At 74.9% G+C, this 15,615-nt stretch carries 12 protein-coding genes and 1 tRNA gene; 8 read left to right on the top strand and 5 right to left on the bottom strand.

The window, feature by feature from the left end:
- The first annotated feature begins 195 nt into the window (after positions 1-195).
- From IE329_RS12815 to IE329_RS12780, 7 genes are all read left to right on the top strand, one after another.
- Positions 196-266 (top strand) — tRNA-Gly (locus IE329_RS12815).
- 819 nt (positions 267-1,085) lie between these two features.
- Positions 1,086-1,640, top strand: a complete 555-nt coding sequence (locus tag IE329_RS12805) for a MauE/DoxX family redox-associated membrane protein (protein WP_190210965.1) — start codon at positions 1,086-1,088, stop codon at positions 1,638-1,640.
- Between the two features lie 94 nt (positions 1,641-1,734).
- Positions 1,735-2,265: a TlpA family protein disulfide reductase gene (locus IE329_RS12800; RefSeq protein ID WP_190210964.1), complete on the top strand. Its 531-nt coding sequence runs from the start codon at positions 1,735-1,737 to the stop codon at positions 2,263-2,265.
- Entirely contained in the window at positions 2,262-4,124 is a 1,863-nt protein-coding gene (locus IE329_RS12795; RefSeq protein WP_229927389.1) for an ABC transporter ATP-binding protein, read from the top strand. The genes IE329_RS12800 and IE329_RS12795 overlap by 4 nt, the downstream gene beginning before the upstream one ends.
- A gap of 117 nt (positions 4,125-4,241) precedes the next feature.
- Entirely contained in the window at positions 4,242-4,712 is a 471-nt protein-coding gene (locus IE329_RS12790) for a S26 family signal peptidase (protein WP_229927388.1), read from the top strand.
- Positions 4,713-4,734: 22 nt separating this feature from the next.
- Entirely contained in the window at positions 4,735-7,533 is a 2,799-nt protein-coding gene (locus IE329_RS12785; protein ID WP_190210963.1) for an FtsX-like permease family protein, read from the top strand.
- Between the two features lie 3 nt (positions 7,534-7,536).
- Complete coding sequence (locus tag IE329_RS12780) at positions 7,537-8,232, top strand: ABC transporter ATP-binding protein (RefSeq protein WP_190210962.1); 696 nt, start codon at positions 7,537-7,539, stop codon at positions 8,230-8,232.
- Between the two features lie 92 nt (positions 8,233-8,324).
- On the opposite strand, the gene IE329_RS12775 is transcribed toward IE329_RS12780, so the two are convergent.
- The 5 genes from IE329_RS12775 to IE329_RS12755 form a co-directional block, all read right to left on the bottom strand.
- A complete protein-coding gene (locus tag IE329_RS12775; RefSeq protein WP_373311172.1) occupies positions 8,325-9,353 on the bottom strand; it encodes an MASE1 domain-containing protein in 1,029 nt (342 codons plus the stop codon).
- Positions 9,354-9,475: 122 nt separating this feature from the next.
- Positions 9,476-10,321, bottom strand: a complete 846-nt coding sequence (locus tag IE329_RS12770; protein ID WP_190210960.1) for a PP2C family protein-serine/threonine phosphatase — start codon at positions 10,319-10,321, stop codon at positions 9,476-9,478.
- A gap of 239 nt (positions 10,322-10,560) precedes the next feature.
- Complete coding sequence (locus IE329_RS12765) at positions 10,561-11,757, bottom strand: trans-sulfuration enzyme family protein (RefSeq protein WP_190210959.1); 1,197 nt, start codon at positions 11,755-11,757, stop codon at positions 10,561-10,563.
- A gap of 100 nt (positions 11,758-11,857) precedes the next feature.
- Positions 11,858-13,516 carry a prenyltransferase/squalene oxidase repeat-containing protein gene (locus IE329_RS12760; protein ID WP_229927387.1) on the bottom strand — a complete coding sequence of 553 codons (1,659 nt, stop codon included), beginning with the start codon at positions 13,514-13,516 and terminating at the stop codon, positions 11,858-11,860.
- A 233-nt stretch (positions 13,517-13,749) separates the two neighbouring features.
- Positions 13,750-14,634: a LysR family transcriptional regulator gene (locus tag IE329_RS12755; RefSeq protein WP_190210958.1), complete on the bottom strand. Its 885-nt coding sequence runs from the start codon at positions 14,632-14,634 to the stop codon at positions 13,750-13,752.
- 107 nt (positions 14,635-14,741) lie between these two features.
- On the opposite strand from IE329_RS12755, the gene IE329_RS12750 reads away from it, so the two are divergent.
- Positions 14,742-15,611 (top strand): oxidoreductase, encoded by an 870-nt coding sequence (locus IE329_RS12750; protein ID WP_190210957.1) that lies wholly within the window; start codon positions 14,742-14,744, stop codon positions 15,609-15,611.
- The last annotated feature ends 4 nt before the right edge of the window (positions 15,612-15,615 follow it).

Here is a 15,615-nt window from a genome sequence, read left to right as displayed (position 1 = left end):
ACCAGAACAGTACGCCTCCGCACCCCTCCCGGGAGTGCTCCGACGCGACTCCCGCCCGACTCCCGCACACCCCCGCCGCGCGGGCCCGCCCGCCACGGCGCCGGCGTCACGGCGCGATCCGGCAGGGCGCTACAAGCACCTGCGGCGATGGGGTAGAGTGATCGTGGATCGAGCGGTCTCGTGACGGCTCATCAGGCGGGCGTAGTTTAATGGTAGAACATGAGCTTCCCAAGCTTATAGCGCGAGTTCGATTCTCGTCGCCCGCTCTTCAGTGAAGCCCCAGGTCAACGACCTGGGGCTTTTTCGTTGCCGGAATCGCCGGCGCACGGCGGGCTCCACGTACCGGCGGAGCCGGACCCACCGGCTTGATCCGCACCTGCCATATTCCACCCGGCGCCAATGCCGGCGCTCTCGCGGCGAGACCCGGACACCGGTATCCGCTTGACGGTGGGACACACCACGTCACACGCCTGAAATCTGGCGTACTGGTCAATTCGGGCTGCCGGAATTCATCGGTCCGCTTTTCCCGGCAGCAGCCGGAGGGCGCCCAGGGAATGCATTGCACACCTTCTGACCTCGGCATTCTCAGAACATGAGATCGAAGATCAAACTTGGTCTAGACAACCTAGGACGTGTTCGATAGGTTTTCGGCACGAGATCTCGCCAGCGCTGGATCGACCAAACGCATCCGTCTTCGCAGTCGTGGAGGATCCATGGTTCAGGCAATTCTTGAGATGACCGACCGCGCGCTCTCGCGAGTGCTGCGCAAGGAAACCGCCGAGGCTTACTGTGCCTGCCCGGCGGGCAGCTCCACCTACTGCGTGGGTGACACTCTCGTCACCAAGTTCTGCTGCTCGTGGAACTGCGCGGTGGCCCCGTCGTGCACCTACACCTACGTGTACGGCGCCTGCTGATCACCGTGATCATGTCCGGTTCCGGGCACCGGCGGGACGGCGTTTCCGAAGCCGCCCGCACCGCCCGCCGCCCGACCTGACGGCCGGCGCGCGCCTCGGTCGAGCGGGCCGTGTTCCTGCCGCCACCGACGGGTGGCGGCAGGAACACGGCACCGTCTTTTGGGGGAATTCATGAACGAGTACCTGGAACTGGCCTTCCGCTCCGTCGTGACCATCGTTTTCGCGGCCTCCGCGGTGGGCAAGGCCCGGGCCCCGCAGGAGTTCGCGGCCGCGGTGCGGGAGATGCGCGTCGCGCCGGAGCGGTTGACCGGGCGGATCGTCCTGGCCGTGCCGCTGCTGGAGGCCGCGCTGGCGGCGGCGGTCTGGGTGCCGGCGGCCGCGCCCTGGGCGTACGCCCTGGCGGCGGGTCTGACCGCGGTGTTCACCGCCGTCCTGGTCTCGGTGATCCGGCGCCGGATCGACACCGCCTGCTCGTGTTTCGGCGTGTCCGCGACACCGGTCGGAACGGCCCATGTCGTCCGCAATTGCCTGCTCTTCGCGGTGGCCGCGGCCGGCTGCGCCACCGCGCTCGCCGGCGGCCCCGGATCCGCTTATTCAGCACATTTCCCGGAAGCACTCCTCAGTATTTTCGCCGCCGCCTGCACCAGCATTCTCATCATTGCCACCGATGTTCTTGCCGATGTCTTTTCCAGCCCTTCGAAGGCGACTCCCCGAAGCTCCTCCTGAGTTTCCCCGCCCTTCCACCGCTCCGCCTTCTCCCCCCGTTGCCGCACTCCTTGTGCACACTCATTAGCGAGCGCCGAAGCGAGGCCCCGTCATCATGCTTGTTGCCGCTGTCGTCCTGATTGCCTGCCTGTCCGTCTTCAATTTGGTCCTGACGCTCGCCGTGGCCCGCCGGTCGTCCGGCACCACGACGTCCGGCAACGAGCCGCCGGCGAACAGCCTGCCGGACGGATCCCCGCTGCCCGAATTCACCGCGCACACCCACGCGGACGGCCCGATCAGCCGGGACGATCTGCGCGGGGAGGCGATTGTCGGATTCTTTTCGACCACCTGCCTGCCGTGCCGCGAGCAGGCCCCGGAGTTCGCCCGCCTGGTGCGGGACATTCCCGGCGGCCGCGCGCAGGTGCTGGCGTTCGTCAAGGGCGGCGGCGCCGCGGAGGCGGAGCTGGTCGGGCTGCTGAGCCCGGTCGCCCGGGTGGTGACCGAGCCGGCCGGCCACGCGGGGCCCTCGGCGGCCTTCGGGATCGTCCGGTGGCCGAGCTACCTGAACGTGGACGCCGAAGGCAGGATCACGGACCGCGGCCAGGTCTCCGAACTCGCCGTCCCGACGCCGTCCCCGGCGCCGTGACCGGGGCGTACACCGCGCCCGGCACCGGCCTGCGGGCGCTCGGCTCGGCGCGGGCCGCCGCCGGGCTCGCCTGGCGGTCGGGCCCCCGGACCATCACCTGCTACGCGCTGGCCAGCGTGGTCGCCGGCCTGCTGCCGGCCCTGATCGCCTTCCTGGTCCGCGAGTTGTTCGACGCGATCACCCAACTGCGCTCCACCGGCGTACTGGTGCGGGTCACCGCGCTGCTGGTAGCGGCGAGCCTCGGGCTGTCGCTGGTCCCGTCGGTGATCGAGTACCTCCGGGCCCAGAACAGCCGGGCGATCCGGCTGCGGGTGCAGGACGAGCTGTTCGACGGCGTCAACCGGCTGCCCGGCCTGCGCCACTTCGAGGACCCGCGGTTCCAGGACGAGTTGCGGCTCGCCCAGCAGGCCGGCGCCTCCGCCCCCGAGCTGCTGATCGGCTCGGCGGTGAGCAGCCTGCAGGCGCTGGTGACCCTCACCGGGTTCCTGGCCACGGTGTTCGTGCTCAACCCCGTCCTGGGCGTGGTCACGGTGCTGATGGCGCTGCCGCTCTTCGGCACCCAGCTGGCCGCCGGGCGGCGGCGCGCCGCGGTGCTGCAGGACAACATGCCGCGCAACCGGCGGCAGATGTTCTACGGCAGCCTGCTGACCGACGTCGACGCGGTGAAGGAGATCCGGCTCTTCGGGCTGCAGGACTTCTTCAAGGACCGGGCCGGGGCCGAACTGCGCGCCGCCTCCGCGGCCGAGCGCCGCACCGACCTGGGCAACCTGCTCCGGCGGCTGCCGCCCTCGCTGCTGGGGGTCGCCGTCCACGGCGCCGGCCTGGCCTGGGCGGTGCACACCGCACGCGCCGGTGCGCTGTCGATCGGCGACGTGTCGGTGTTCCTCGCCGCGACGGCCGGGATCCAGGCCGGTGTCGCGCAGTTGGCCGGCACCGGCAGCGCCGCCTACCAGGCGTCGATCACCTTCGGGTTCTACCGCGGCCTGCAGCTCGTCCCGCCGGACCTCTCCCGTCCGCCGGTGCCGGCGACCCCTCCCCCGCCCGGCCCCGGCATCACGTTGCAGGACGTCTGGTTCCGCTACGACGACGCCTCGCCCTGGGTGCTGAAGGGCGTCGACCTGACCATCCCGGTCGGCGGCACGACCGCGCTGGTCGGCCTGAACGGCGCGGGCAAGAGCACCCTGGTGAAGCTGCTCTGCCGGCTGTACGACCCGACCCGGGGCCGGATCCTCTGGGACGGCCTGGACATCCGGGAGTTCACCCCCGAGCAGCTCCGGGAGCGGATCGGGGTGGTCTTCCAGGACTACTGCCGGTACGACCTCACGGCCGGCGAGAACATCGGCCTCGGCCTGGTCTCCCGGCTGGACGACCCGGAGCCGGTGACCGCGGCCGCGAAGGCGGCGGGGGTGCACGGGCGGATCGCCGCCATGGAGGCCGGCTACCGGACGCTGCTGAGCCGGATCTTCGTCCCGGAGCCGGAGCAGGGCGGCGCCGGCCGCTCGGGCCGGTCGTTGTCCGGCGGCGAGTGGCAACGGGTCGCCGTCGCACGGGCGTTCATGCGCCGGGACGCGGACCTGCTGATCCTGGACGAGCCGAGCGCCGGCCTGGACGCGGCCGCCGAGAAGGAACTCCACGACAGCCTGAGGGAGTTGCGGCGCGGCGCGACGAGCGTGGTGATCTCGCACCGGCTGAGCTCGGTCCGGGACGCGGACCGCATCATCGTGCTGAAGGGCGGCCGGGTGAGCGAACTGGGCACCCACGACGAGCTGATGGCGCGGGCCGGCGACTACGCCGGACTGTTCACCCTGCAGGCGGAGGGCTACCAACTGGCCGCACCGGGCGTGCCGGGCCGGGTCTAGGCCGGGCCGGGTCTAGGCCGGGCCGGGTCTAGGCCGGGCCGGACCGGGAGCGAACCACATCCGGGCCCGCTCCGGGAAGCACCGACCGGGCCCGCCGGACGGAAGGAGGAAACCGAAGTGAACCTGCTCCACCTGCTCCTGGGGGCCGCGGCGCTGCTCGCGGCCCTGCTGGTGCTGCTCCGGCTGTCGGTGTCCGTCCTGCTGGTCTCCGGACCGAGCATGACGCCGGCCCTGCGGCACGGGCAGCGCGTGCTCTTCGTCCGGCCCGGGCTGGCCCGGCTGCGGACCGGCCGGATCGTCGTGGTGACCCCGCCGGCCATGGCCACGGACGGCCGGCCGGCCCGGACCGGACGACCGCCCGGCGGCCGGCCGCTGCTGGTGAAGCGGGTCGCGGCGGTGGCCGGGGAGCCCGTCCCGCCGGAGGTCCGCGAGGCCGCCGGGGCCGCCGCCGGGGACGTGGTCCCGCCCGGGCGGCTCGTCCTGCTCGGGGACAACCCCGGCTTCAGCACCGACTCCCGGCTCTGGGGCCTGCTCCCCACGCAGAGCGTCGTCGGAATCGTCCTCGACGGCATCCGGCCCCGAGGCTGACGGAAGTGGTACGCGCGATGAGGTGGTCGACTTGCTCGTGATGGTGCGGTCCCAACTGCGGCACCGGCTCGGCAGGGCCGTCGCCCTGATGTCCGGAATCGCGGTCGCCACGTCCGCGTTCACCGTGCTCACCGGCGCGGCCCGGACGCAGGAGCTGCAGGTCCGCCGGACGGTGGACAGCAACTACCGGTCGGCGTACGACATCCTGGTCCGGCCGAACGGCGCCCAGTCCGAGGCCGAGCGCGCCCAGGGCGTGGTGCAGGCCGGCTTCCTGTCCGGGATCTTCGGCGGGATCAGCCTGGAGCAGTGGCAGCGGATCCAGCGGATACCGGGCGTGGACGTGGCGGCGCCGATGGCCATGGTCGGCTACGTCATGGCGAGCGCCTCGGTGCCGGTCGACCTGGCCGCGCAGATCCCGGCCGGACAGGACGGCGCCGTCTTCAGGATCACCACCACCACCGCCACCGACCAGGGCCTCAGCCGGACCCCGCCGGCCGTCACCTACCAGTACGTCACCCGCAACCAGCTGGTCGAGAACCAGGGCGGCCAGAGCGGCCCCGGGCCCGTGATGGAGGAGCTCCCCTCCGGTGCCCAGGTCGCGGCCTGCCCGGTCGAGGCGCCGCCGCCGGCCGGCCCCTTCGACACCCCGGACCGGATCGGCTGCGACTCCACCAAGGGCTCCCGCTCGGTGGTCAACGGCGAGACCATCAGCACCCGGCCGGCCTCCGGCCCGGTCGGGTACAAGGTCAACATCCGGGTGCCGATGCTGATCGGCGCGATCGACCCGGCCTCCGAGGCCCGGCTGGACGGCCTGGACGGCGCCGTCGTCTCCGGCCGGTACCTGGCCGACCACCAGGGTGCCGGTACCCGCCAGGTGCCCGCCGCCGTGGGGACCGCCACCGACACCACCGCCACCACCGTCCCGCAGCCGACCTTCCCGGTGCTGGCGGCGGCCCGGAGCAGCCTCGACCAGACCGTCGACGTAGCGGTGCAGCGCCTGTCCGGGACGGACGGCCGCACCCCGGCGCAGCTCGGCACCGCGGCCCTCGGCGCACTGGCCGGGCAGCCGGTCACCACCCGGACGGTCACCGCCGAGGAGGCCTACGGGCAGCTGCTCGGCGGGATCTCCGCAGGCACCCCGGCCTCCCTGAACTCGCTGGCCGCCACCTGGACGACCGGCCCGCTGACCTTCACCGAGGGGCCGGGCGGCGTGCTGCGGCCCACCGCCGCGCAGAACCCGGACTCCACCTGGGCCTCCGGGGTGCCGAACTCGCCCTGGCTCAAGGTGCCGCCGAGCAACGCCGAGACACCGCTGCGGCCGGTCGCCAAGCACCTGGCCGTCCCGCAGTCCGAGCCCGGCCGGCTGACCGTCCCCGTGCCGGAGGCCGTCGGCGTCTTCGACGCCGCGAAGCTGCCCGCGACCAACCCGCTCACGGCCGTCCCGCTCGGCGCCTACGACCCGCCGACCACCACGCCCGCGGACGCCGCCTCCACCGCCGCGCTCGGCGGCAAGGCCCTGCAGCCCGACGGCAGCCTCGGCGGCCTGCTCAGCCAGCCGCCGCAGCTGCTCACCACCCTGGACGCGCTGCCCGCACTGACCCGGGGCGCCTTCCAGGGCGACCTGCACGCCGCCGACCCGATCAGCTCGGTCCGGGTCCGGGTCTCCGGGATCACCGGCACGGACGCGGTCAGCCGCGAGCGGGTGCGGCTGATCGCCCAGCAGATCCAGGACCGCACCGGCCTGCACGTGGACGTCACGTACGGCTCCTCGCCGCATCCCACCACCATCGCGCTCGACGCCGGCCGCCTGGGCCGGCCGGAGCTGACCGTCCAGCAGAACTGGGCCAAGCTCGGGGTCGCCTTCACCGTGCTGGACGCGCTGGACCGCAAGAGCCTCACCCTGTTCGTCCTGATCCTCGCCGTGTGCGCGCTGTTCGTCACCAACTCGGTGGGCGCCGCCGTCCGCTCCCGGCGCACCGAACTGGGCGTGCTGGCCTGCCTGGGCTGGTCGCCCGGCCGGGTGCTGGCCACCCTGCTGGGGGAGGTCGCCCTGCTCGGACTGCTGGCCGGACTGGCCGGCGCGGCGCTGTCCTGGCCGGTGTCGGTGCTCTTCGGCCTGAAGATCACCCTGGCCCGCGCGGCGGCCGCGGTACCGGGGGCCGTCCTGCTGGCCCTGCTCGCCGGCGCCGTCCCGGCCCTGCGCGCCGCCCGGACGGCGCCCGCCGCGGCCGTCCGCCCGGCCGTGTCGGACGCGCACCGGGTCAGCCGGGCCCGCGGCATCTCCGGACTGGCCGCGAGCAACGTCCGCCGGACCCCCGGGCGCAGCCTGCTCGGCGCGCTGAGCGTCGCCATCGGCACCTGTGCGCTGACCGTCCTGATCGGCGTCACCTGGACCTTCCGCAACGCCCTGGTCGGGTCGCTGCTCGGGCAGGCGGTGTCGTTCCAGGTCCGCGGCATCGACTACGTGGCCGTGGCGACGGTCGTGCTGCTCGGCGCCCTCGCGGTGGCCGACGTGCTCTACCTCGGCATCCGCGAGCGGGCCGCCGAACTCGCCGCGCTCTGCGCCGCCGGCTGGGACGACCGCGAACTCGGCCGGCTGGTCGTCACCGAGGGCGCGCTGATGGGCCTGCTGGGCGCGCTGGCCGGAGCCGCCGCCGGGGCCGCCGCGACCGCGACGCTGGCCGGCGCCCTGCCCGCCGGGATCGTGGCGACGGCGGCCGCCGTGGCGGCCGGCGGCGTACTGACGACGATCGTCGCCTCACTCGTGCCCGCCGCTCTGCTGCGCCGCACCCCCATCGGCCAACTGCTCACGGAGGACTGACCCTTGACCGACACACCCACTGGCTCCGGGGCCGCCGTACGGGCGCTGGACGTGCGGAAGTCCTTCCGGACCGGCGCGGACCAGAGCCTGGCCGCCGTCGACGGGGTGAGCGTGCGGATCGAGCCCGGCCGGGCGGTCTCGCTGACCGGTCCGTCCGGCTCCGGCAAGTCGACGCTGCTGCACATGCTGGGCGCGATCGAGCGTCCGGACAGCGGCTCGATCCATGTCGGCGACGCCGAGATCACCGCTCTGTCCCGCCGCCGGCTGGCCGCCTACCGGCGCGGCATCGGCATCGTGTTCCAGCGCTTCCACCTGCTGCCGGCGCTGTCCGCGCTGGACAACGTGATCGCGCCGGTGCTGCCCGTCCGGACCGACTTCGACAAGCGCGCCCGGGCCCGCGAGCTGCTGGAGGTGGTGGGGCTCGGCGGGCGGGAGGCCGCCCTGCCGTCGAAGCTGTCGGGCGGGCAGCAGCAGCGGGTGGCGATCGCCCGGGCCCTGATCAACGACCCGGCGCTGCTGCTCGCGGACGAGCCGACCGGCAACCTCGACAGCCGGACCGGCGCCGCGGTGGTGGAACTGCTGCTGAACCTGCGGGCCGAGCGGGGCATGACGATGGTGATCGCCACCCACGACCCGGGACTGGCCGACGACTGCGACGAGCAGATCCGGCTGCGGGACGGACGTCTGCTGGACGGCTGAACCCCGTCCGGACGGGCGGGGCCCGCGGCGTCCGGCCGCCGCGGGCGCGGGCGCCGGGCCCGCGGCGGACGCCGACCGGGCCGCCGGCCCGGTCAGCGCCCGCCGGGGTGGTCCTCGTCCTCGGCCGGCGGCCGGCGGTGGGCGTCCTCGGCCGGCGGCCGGCGGTGGGCGTCCTCGCCCGGGGCCAGCCGGGCCACCACCTCGGCCAGCGCGACGCAGGCCTGTTCGATCCTGGAGTAGGTGTTCCGCTGCTCGGCGATCAGCGCCGACAGCAGCAGCGCGGTCAGCGCCGCCGCGCCGTTGAGGGCCTGCAGCGTGAACATGACCGCGAGCGTGCTGTGGCCGGCGAACGGTCCGACGTCGTCGACGGCGGCCCGGACGGCGACCACCGAGACGGCCAGCACGCAGGGCGCCGCGGCCGTCAGCTGGTAGCGCAGCGCCGCCCACATGAGCAGCGGGAAGACCAGGAAGAGCAGGTGCAGGGTGCTGCGGGTGCCGGCCAGCGCCACCGCCGTGGTGACCATCACCAGCAGCGGCGGCTCGATCCACTGGTGGGGCCGTATCGCGGCCGGCCGGCGGAAGGTGTAGGCCGCGAGCAGCAACGGCGTGATGACCAGGACGCCCATCGCGTCGCCGGCCCACCAGGCCGACCAGGTCGCGCAGAACCCGCTGGCCGGCAGCGAGCCGACCAGCATCAGCGCGAGGCTGCCCACGGTCGCGCTGATCAGCATCCCGGCCAGCGCGCCGAGGAAGACCAGGGCGACGCCGTCCCGCAGCCGGTCCAGCTCGATCCGGAACCCCACCCGGCGGAGCATCAGGCAGGAGCAGACCACGGCGAGGCTGTTCCCGGCGGCGATCGCGACGGAGGCGCCGTTCACCGGCCCGATCGTGGCGATGACCAGCAGGGTGCCGATCGCGATGCCCGGCCAGACCCGCAGGCCGAGGATCAGCAGGCAGGTCAGGGCGATGCCGGTGGGCGGCCAGAGCGGCGCGACCTTGGCGCCCCCGACGACCACCTGTTGCAGCAGTCCGATCCGGCCGGCCACCAACCAGGCGGCCGCGACGGCGAGGATCCGCAGGCCCGCTGCGGTGAGACGCCGGAATTCCTCGTTGCGCACCACAGAAGCCATCAGACAACGCCGCCGGCCCGGCACCGGCCCGTGACACGCGCTGCGGGGCGTCTTCCGCCGGCCGGCCCGGGAAGCGGGGGGCGGAACGGGCCACGGGCAGGGCCGGGGACGGCCTACGGCTCGCGGTCCCGCTCGTCGTGGCACAGCACCAGGACGGCGGCGTCGTCCGTGTGGCCGGTGAGGTCGGCGACCTTGATGATCTCGGTGGCCAGCTCGCCGGGGTCGGGGGCGCCGCCGTCCGCGGAACCGCTGCCGACGCCCTCCTGGACCACCCGGGTGACCTCCTCCAGGCCGGCCTCGATCGGGAACGAGGGCCCCTCCACCACCCCGTCGGTCACCAGGACGAAGGCGCCCGGCACCGGCAGCCGGCGCCGGGTCACCGGGTACTCCTCGCCGGGCAGGATCCCGATCGGCAGTCCGCCCTCGTCCTGGGTGACGCCGCTGCGGCCGTCGGTGGTGGCCCAGACCGCGGGCACGTGGCCGGCCCGGGAGTCCGACAGCTCCCAGCTGACCGGGTCGAAGCGCAGGAAGCTGCAGGTGGCGAAGAGCGTGCAGTCCATCGAGAGCAGCAGTTCGTTGGCCCGGGCCAGCACCTCCCCCGGGTCGGCCGAGATGCCGGCCACCGCCCGCAGGCCCACCCTGACCTGCCCCATGAAGGCGGCCGCCTCGACGTCGTGGCCCTGGACGTCGCCGATCGAGAAGCCGAGCGCGCCGTCCGGCAGCCGGAACCCGTCGTACCAGTCGCCGCCGATGTCCAGGCCGTTGCGGGCGGGCGCGTAGCGGGCCGCGGTGCGCAGGCCGGGCAGCTCCGGCAGGGCGCCGGGGAGCAGCTCGCGTTGCAGGGCCTGGGCGAGTTCCACCCGGGCCTGCTGCAGCTCGGCGCGCTCCAGGGCCTGTGCTGTGAGGCGCCCGAGTTCGGTCAGCAGGTCGTCGGCGCTGGCGGGCCGGCGTCGGGTCATCGACCCTCCCAGGGGCTTGGGTCACGGGCCCGCGGCCGGTCACCGCGGGTGCGACCGTACCCGGGACACTCCCCGGTGCGGGTGACCGCGCGGCGGCCGGAGGCCCGGCCCTGCCGGTCACCCGGCGAATCGCAGGTTCATCCTATTTGTGCGGTGCCGCCGCCGCTTGACGGAGCGGCCCGGCCCCCGGCCCGGGCCGCTCCCGCCCTGGTCGGCCCGCCCTGGTCGGCCCGCCCTGGTCAGCCCGCTTCGGCGAGCGCCTGGTCGAGGTCCGCCCACAGGTCGTCCGGGTGCTCGATGCCGACGGTGACGCGGATCGTCCCGGCGCCGATGCCCGCCGCCCGCAGCTGCTCGTCGTCCAGCTGGCGGTGCGAGGTGCTCGCGGGGTGCATGACGAGCGTGTGCACCCCGCCGAGCGAGGGCGCCAGGGCCGCGAGCCGGACGGCCCCGGCGAAGGCGTGGCCGGCCGCCCGGCCGCCGGCGTGCTCGAAGGCGAGCATGCCGCCGTGGCCGCCGTCCAGCAGCCGGCCGGCCAGGACGTGGTCCGGGTGCTGGGGCAGCCCCGGGTAGTGCACGGCGGCCACCGCCGGGTGGGCGGCCAGCCGGGTGGCCAGCGCGAGGGCGTTGTCGCAGTGCCGCCGGACCCGCAGCGCGAGGGTCTGCATGCCGCGCAGGGTGAGCCAGGCGGTGAACGGGTCGGCCGAGGCGCCCAGCTCCGAGGCGTGGTGCCAGACCTTGGCGTGCAGCTCGGCGGAGGCGAACACGGCCACGCCGCCGAGCACGTCGCTGTGACCGCCGAGGTACTTGGTGGCGGAGTGGACGACGATGTCGGCGCCGTGGTCGAGCGGACGGCAGAGCAGCGGGGTGGCGAAGGTGTTGTCGACGACGCTGAGCACGCCCGCCTCCCGGGCGACGGCGGTCAGCGCGGGCAGGTCCGAGACCCGGGTCATCGGGTTGGAGATGGTCTCCAGGTAGAGCAGGCGGGTGTTCGGGCGCAGCGCCTGCCGGACCTCCTCGGCGCTGTCGCCGCCGACGTGGGTGACCTGCACGCCCCAGCGCCCGGCCAGGTCGCCGAGCATCGCCATGGTGCCGCCGTAGAGGCTGCGCTGGGCGATCACGTGGTCTCCGGAGCGCAGCAGCGCGAGCAGCACGGAGTTGATCGCGCCCATCCCGGAGGCGGCGGCGAGGGCGGCCGCGCCGCCCTCCAGGTCGGCGACCGCGCGTTCCAGGGTCCGGACGGTGGGGTTGCCCATCCGGCCGTAGAGGAAGGCGCCGGCCGGGTCCGTGAAGGCCGCGGCCAGGGCGTCCGGGTCGTCGAAGGCGAACACGTGGCCCTGGTGGATCGGCACGCCGAGCGGCCGGCTGCCGGCCACCTCGGCGGCCGGCGGGTGGACGGTCCTGCTCTCGGGGTGCCGCTCCGGGGGAAGTGTGGTCATGACGCCATCCTCGGAACCCCCGGCCGGGCCGTCCAGGGCCAATCGGAGCGAATTGGCCCAGGCCCCCGGTGGCGCCCCGGGCGGGCGCGTGGCCGGCCGGTCACCGCCGGGCCGGCCCGGCGGGGACGTGGGCCAGGCCGAGCAGCACGCTGACGTCCGCCAGCGCCGGGACGTCGTAGAGCAGCGGGCGGGGCCCGGCCTGGTCGGGGCGGCTGAGGTAGCCGCCGTCCGCCTGCTGGCGGTCGGTGAGCAGCCGGACGGCCCGGCCCAGCAGCGGGCCGTGCTCCGCCGAGCCGGCCAGGGCGATCACCGCGTACGCCGTGCTGATCGGGTCGCTCGGGTCGCCGGGCCGGTGGCCCCAGCCGCCGTCGGCGTTGCCGGTCGCGACCAGGTGGCCGACCGCGCGCCGCCTGACCAGGTCGAGCTCCGGGCGGGCGGCGGGGGCGGCGCCCGCCCGGACGGCGTCGCAGGCCAGCACCGCCCGGAAGACCGCGTTGGAGGCGTTGCGGCTCCAGCCGCGTCCGAAGCCGCCGTCCGGCCGCTGGCCGGCCGCGATGAAGCGCACGCCGTGCTCGACCACCGCGCGGTGCGCCGGGTTCGGGGCCAGCGCGTTGACGGCCCCGGCGGTCATCGCGATCTCCGAGGGGATGCCGCGGGCGTAGGTGGGGAAGCCGCCGTCGGGGTTGCGCCGGTCCAGCAGGTAGCGCTCGGCCGCGCCGATCCGCCCGCGGTGCCGGGCGGCGCCGGAGCCGCGCAGGAACTCGACGGCGTACGAGGTGTCGTCCACGTCGCTCTGCGTCACGCCCGGGTGGAAGCCGAACCCGCCGTCGGGGTTCTGCCGGCCGGCGAGGGCCTCGGCCATCCGGTCGACCAGCGGCCCCGCGTACCCGCAGCGGACGAGGGCGAGCCCGGCGGTGGCGGTGGCGAAGAGACCCATGCCGGTGATGAACGGGAGTCCGCCGTCGGTGCGCAGCCCGGCCAGCACGTCCACCAGGACGCGGCGGACGGCCCGCCGGTGGGCCGGGTGCTTGCGCAGGGCCAGCAGCCCGAGCAGCCGGGCCAGGTTGTTGCACTCCCAGGCCGGCCCGGGCCGGACGGCGGGCGCGAGGACGGCCCAGTCCGCGGCGGTGACCAGTCCGGGGGCGCCGGTGCCGTACGCCGCCATGATCTTGAGCGAGGTCATCTCCAGCTGGAGCCAGCTCTGCTGGCCGCGCATGTCGTAGGCCTCGGGCCGCACCCGGGGGAACTCCCCGACGCCGAGTTCGGCCAGCAGGATGCCGAACATCAGCCGCTTGCGGCCGGCCGTGAAGTGGTCGGCCATCAGGTGGTCCGCCGTGACGCGGTCGGCCGTCAGGTGGTCCACCGCGACGTGGTCCGCCGTGACGCGGTCGACGGCGTCGGGGGCCCGGGCGGCCGCCCGGTCGGCGCGGCCCGCACCGGCGGCACCGGCGAGGCCGAGGGCGGCCCGGCCCAGCGCGCGCTGGACGGCGTCCGGCGGACTGTCGTCCAGGGCGTCCCGAAGGTACCGGACGAGCCGCCGGCGGGCCCGTGGGGCGGCCCCCTCGGCGGTGAGCAGCCACAGCGCCAGCGCGGACTCCAGCACCCGGCTCTCGCAAGGCGCCCGGAGCAGGCCGTCCGGGCCCACCCGGGCGGCCACCCTGCGGGCCAGCCGGTCGCGGCAGCGCAGGAGTTCAGGGGTGAGCGGCCCGTGGGCGCGGGGTTCGACCCGGCCGCCGGAGGGCAGCAGGACAGGCGTCAACTTCGGGGCTTTCGACGGGGGAGGACGCGGCCGGGCCGGTCGCCGCGGACGTGCGGCCGGACGGTGGCGGGCCCGGCCGGGCCGCTCCGCCGCCGCGCCCGGCCGGGTCGCCGGGGCACGACAAGATCATGACTCACGGATCGTAGCCCATCGGGCACGTTGGGTGACCTGATTCCCGGAATTCCGCCTTCCGGCCAACTCCCGCCCCGGCGGCATCCGGTGACGCCCGGGCCTCAGGCCCGGGCGGCCAGTTCCCGGACCACCTCGGCGAAGCCCCGCACCAGCGGGTTGTCGGCGCCGGCCACCCAGGCGAGCACCACCCGCAGCGGCTCCGCGTCGGTGAGCGGCACCCAGCGGAGATCGGGACGGCCGTAGTACCGGGCCATGCTGGCCGGCGCGAAGCAGATGGCGGCGCCGTCGGCCACCTGCTCCAGCATCTCCTCGACGTTGTCGTTGGTCGGCCCCCAGCGCGGGGCCGACCCGTCCGGCCGGGGGTTCACGGCCCACCAGTCGACCCACTCGCGGGGCGCCCGCTCGGTCCACATCAGCGGCTCGTCGTTGACCTCCATGACGCCCACGCCCGCCCGGCCGGCCAGCGGGTGGCGGGCCGGCAGGCCGACCACCCGGGGCTCGGAGTGCACCAACTCGGCGTGCAGGCCGGTGAGGTCCGCGGGCAGCCAGACGAAGGCGACGTCGACCCGGCCGTCGCGCAGCGCCGCGGCCTCCTCGCTCCAGTCGAAGCGCTTGGGCGTCACCCGGACCCCGGGGTGGCGGCGGGCGAACTCGGCCCGCGCCCGGGTGGTCAGCTCCCCCGCGCCGCTGGCCTCGAAGCCGACCCGCAGCACCCCGGTCTCGCCGCGCAGGTGGCGCTCGGCGGCGGCCGTCACCCGGTCGGCCTGGCGCAGCGTCCGGCGGGCCTCGGCCACCACGTCCAGCCCGGCGGCGGTGGCGTTCACGCCGCCGGAGTGCCGCTCGAACAGCCGCAGGCCCAGCTCGGACTCCAGGTTCCGGAGCGCGTAGGAGAGGGCCGGCTGGCTCACGAAGAGCCGTTCCGCGGCCCGGCCCAGGTTGCCCTGATCGGCGATCTCGACGAGGTAGCGCAGTTGCCGGAGCTCCACGCAGCGATGATAAGCAGCCTCTATCGGGCGGCGGAAGCTCTGTCTTGGACGACGGACACCGCGCGATGGCTCACTGGATCCGTCAACAGCGGACGAAGGAGCAGGACATGACGAACACTCACCAGGGCGCCACCCGCACGGCGGCCGGCCGGGTCTGGCTGATCACCGGGGCCTCCTCGGGCTTCGGCCTGGCACTGGCCGAGGCCGCCCTCGCGGCCGGCGACACCGTGGTGGCGGCGGTCCGCCGCCCGGAGGCGCTCAAGGACCTCGCCGACAGGCATCCCGACCGGGTGGTGCCGGTCGCCCTGGACGTCACCGACCAGGCGCGGATCACCGCCGTGGTGGCCGAGGTGCTGCTCTGGTACGGGCGGATCGACGTCCTGGTCAACAACGCCGGGCGCGGCCTGATCGGCGCGGTCGAGGAGAACACCGACCGCGAGCTGCGGGACTTGATGGACCTGCACTTCTTCGGCCCGGCGGCGCTCACCCGGGCGGTGCTGCCGGCCATGCGGCGGCAGCGGTCCGGCGCGGTGGTGCAGGTGAGCAGCATGGGCGGGCGGTTCTCGTTCGCCGGGGTCGGCGCCTACTCGGCCACCAAGTTCGCCCTGGAGGGGCTGTCGGAGGCGCTGGCGCTGGAGGTGGCCCCGTTCGGCGTGAAGGTCATGATCGTGGAGCCCGGCTCGTTCCGGACGGGCTTCGCGGGCGGCGGGGCGCTGCTGGAGTCGGCCGCCGTCGACGCGTACCGGGAGACGGTCGGCCAGGTCCGCGAGCTGCTGCCGCAGAGCGACGGCAAGCAGCCCGGCGACCCGGCCAAGGCCGCGGCGGCGATCCTGACCGCGCTGGCGGCCGAGCGGACCCCGCTGCGGCTGGTGCTGGGCAACGACGCGACCGACGCGATCCTGGCGAACGCCGACGCGGCCCGCGCGGAGCTGCTGGCCTGGGAGCCGGTCAGCCGGGGCACCGACTTCGACGCCTGAACCG

The sequence above is a fragment of the Kitasatospora indigofera genome, from assembly GCF_014655955.1.
Classification (GTDB): domain Bacteria; phylum Actinomycetota; class Actinomycetes; order Streptomycetales; family Streptomycetaceae; genus Kitasatospora; species Kitasatospora indigofera.
This window is presented reverse-complemented; position numbering and strand designations above follow the sequence as displayed.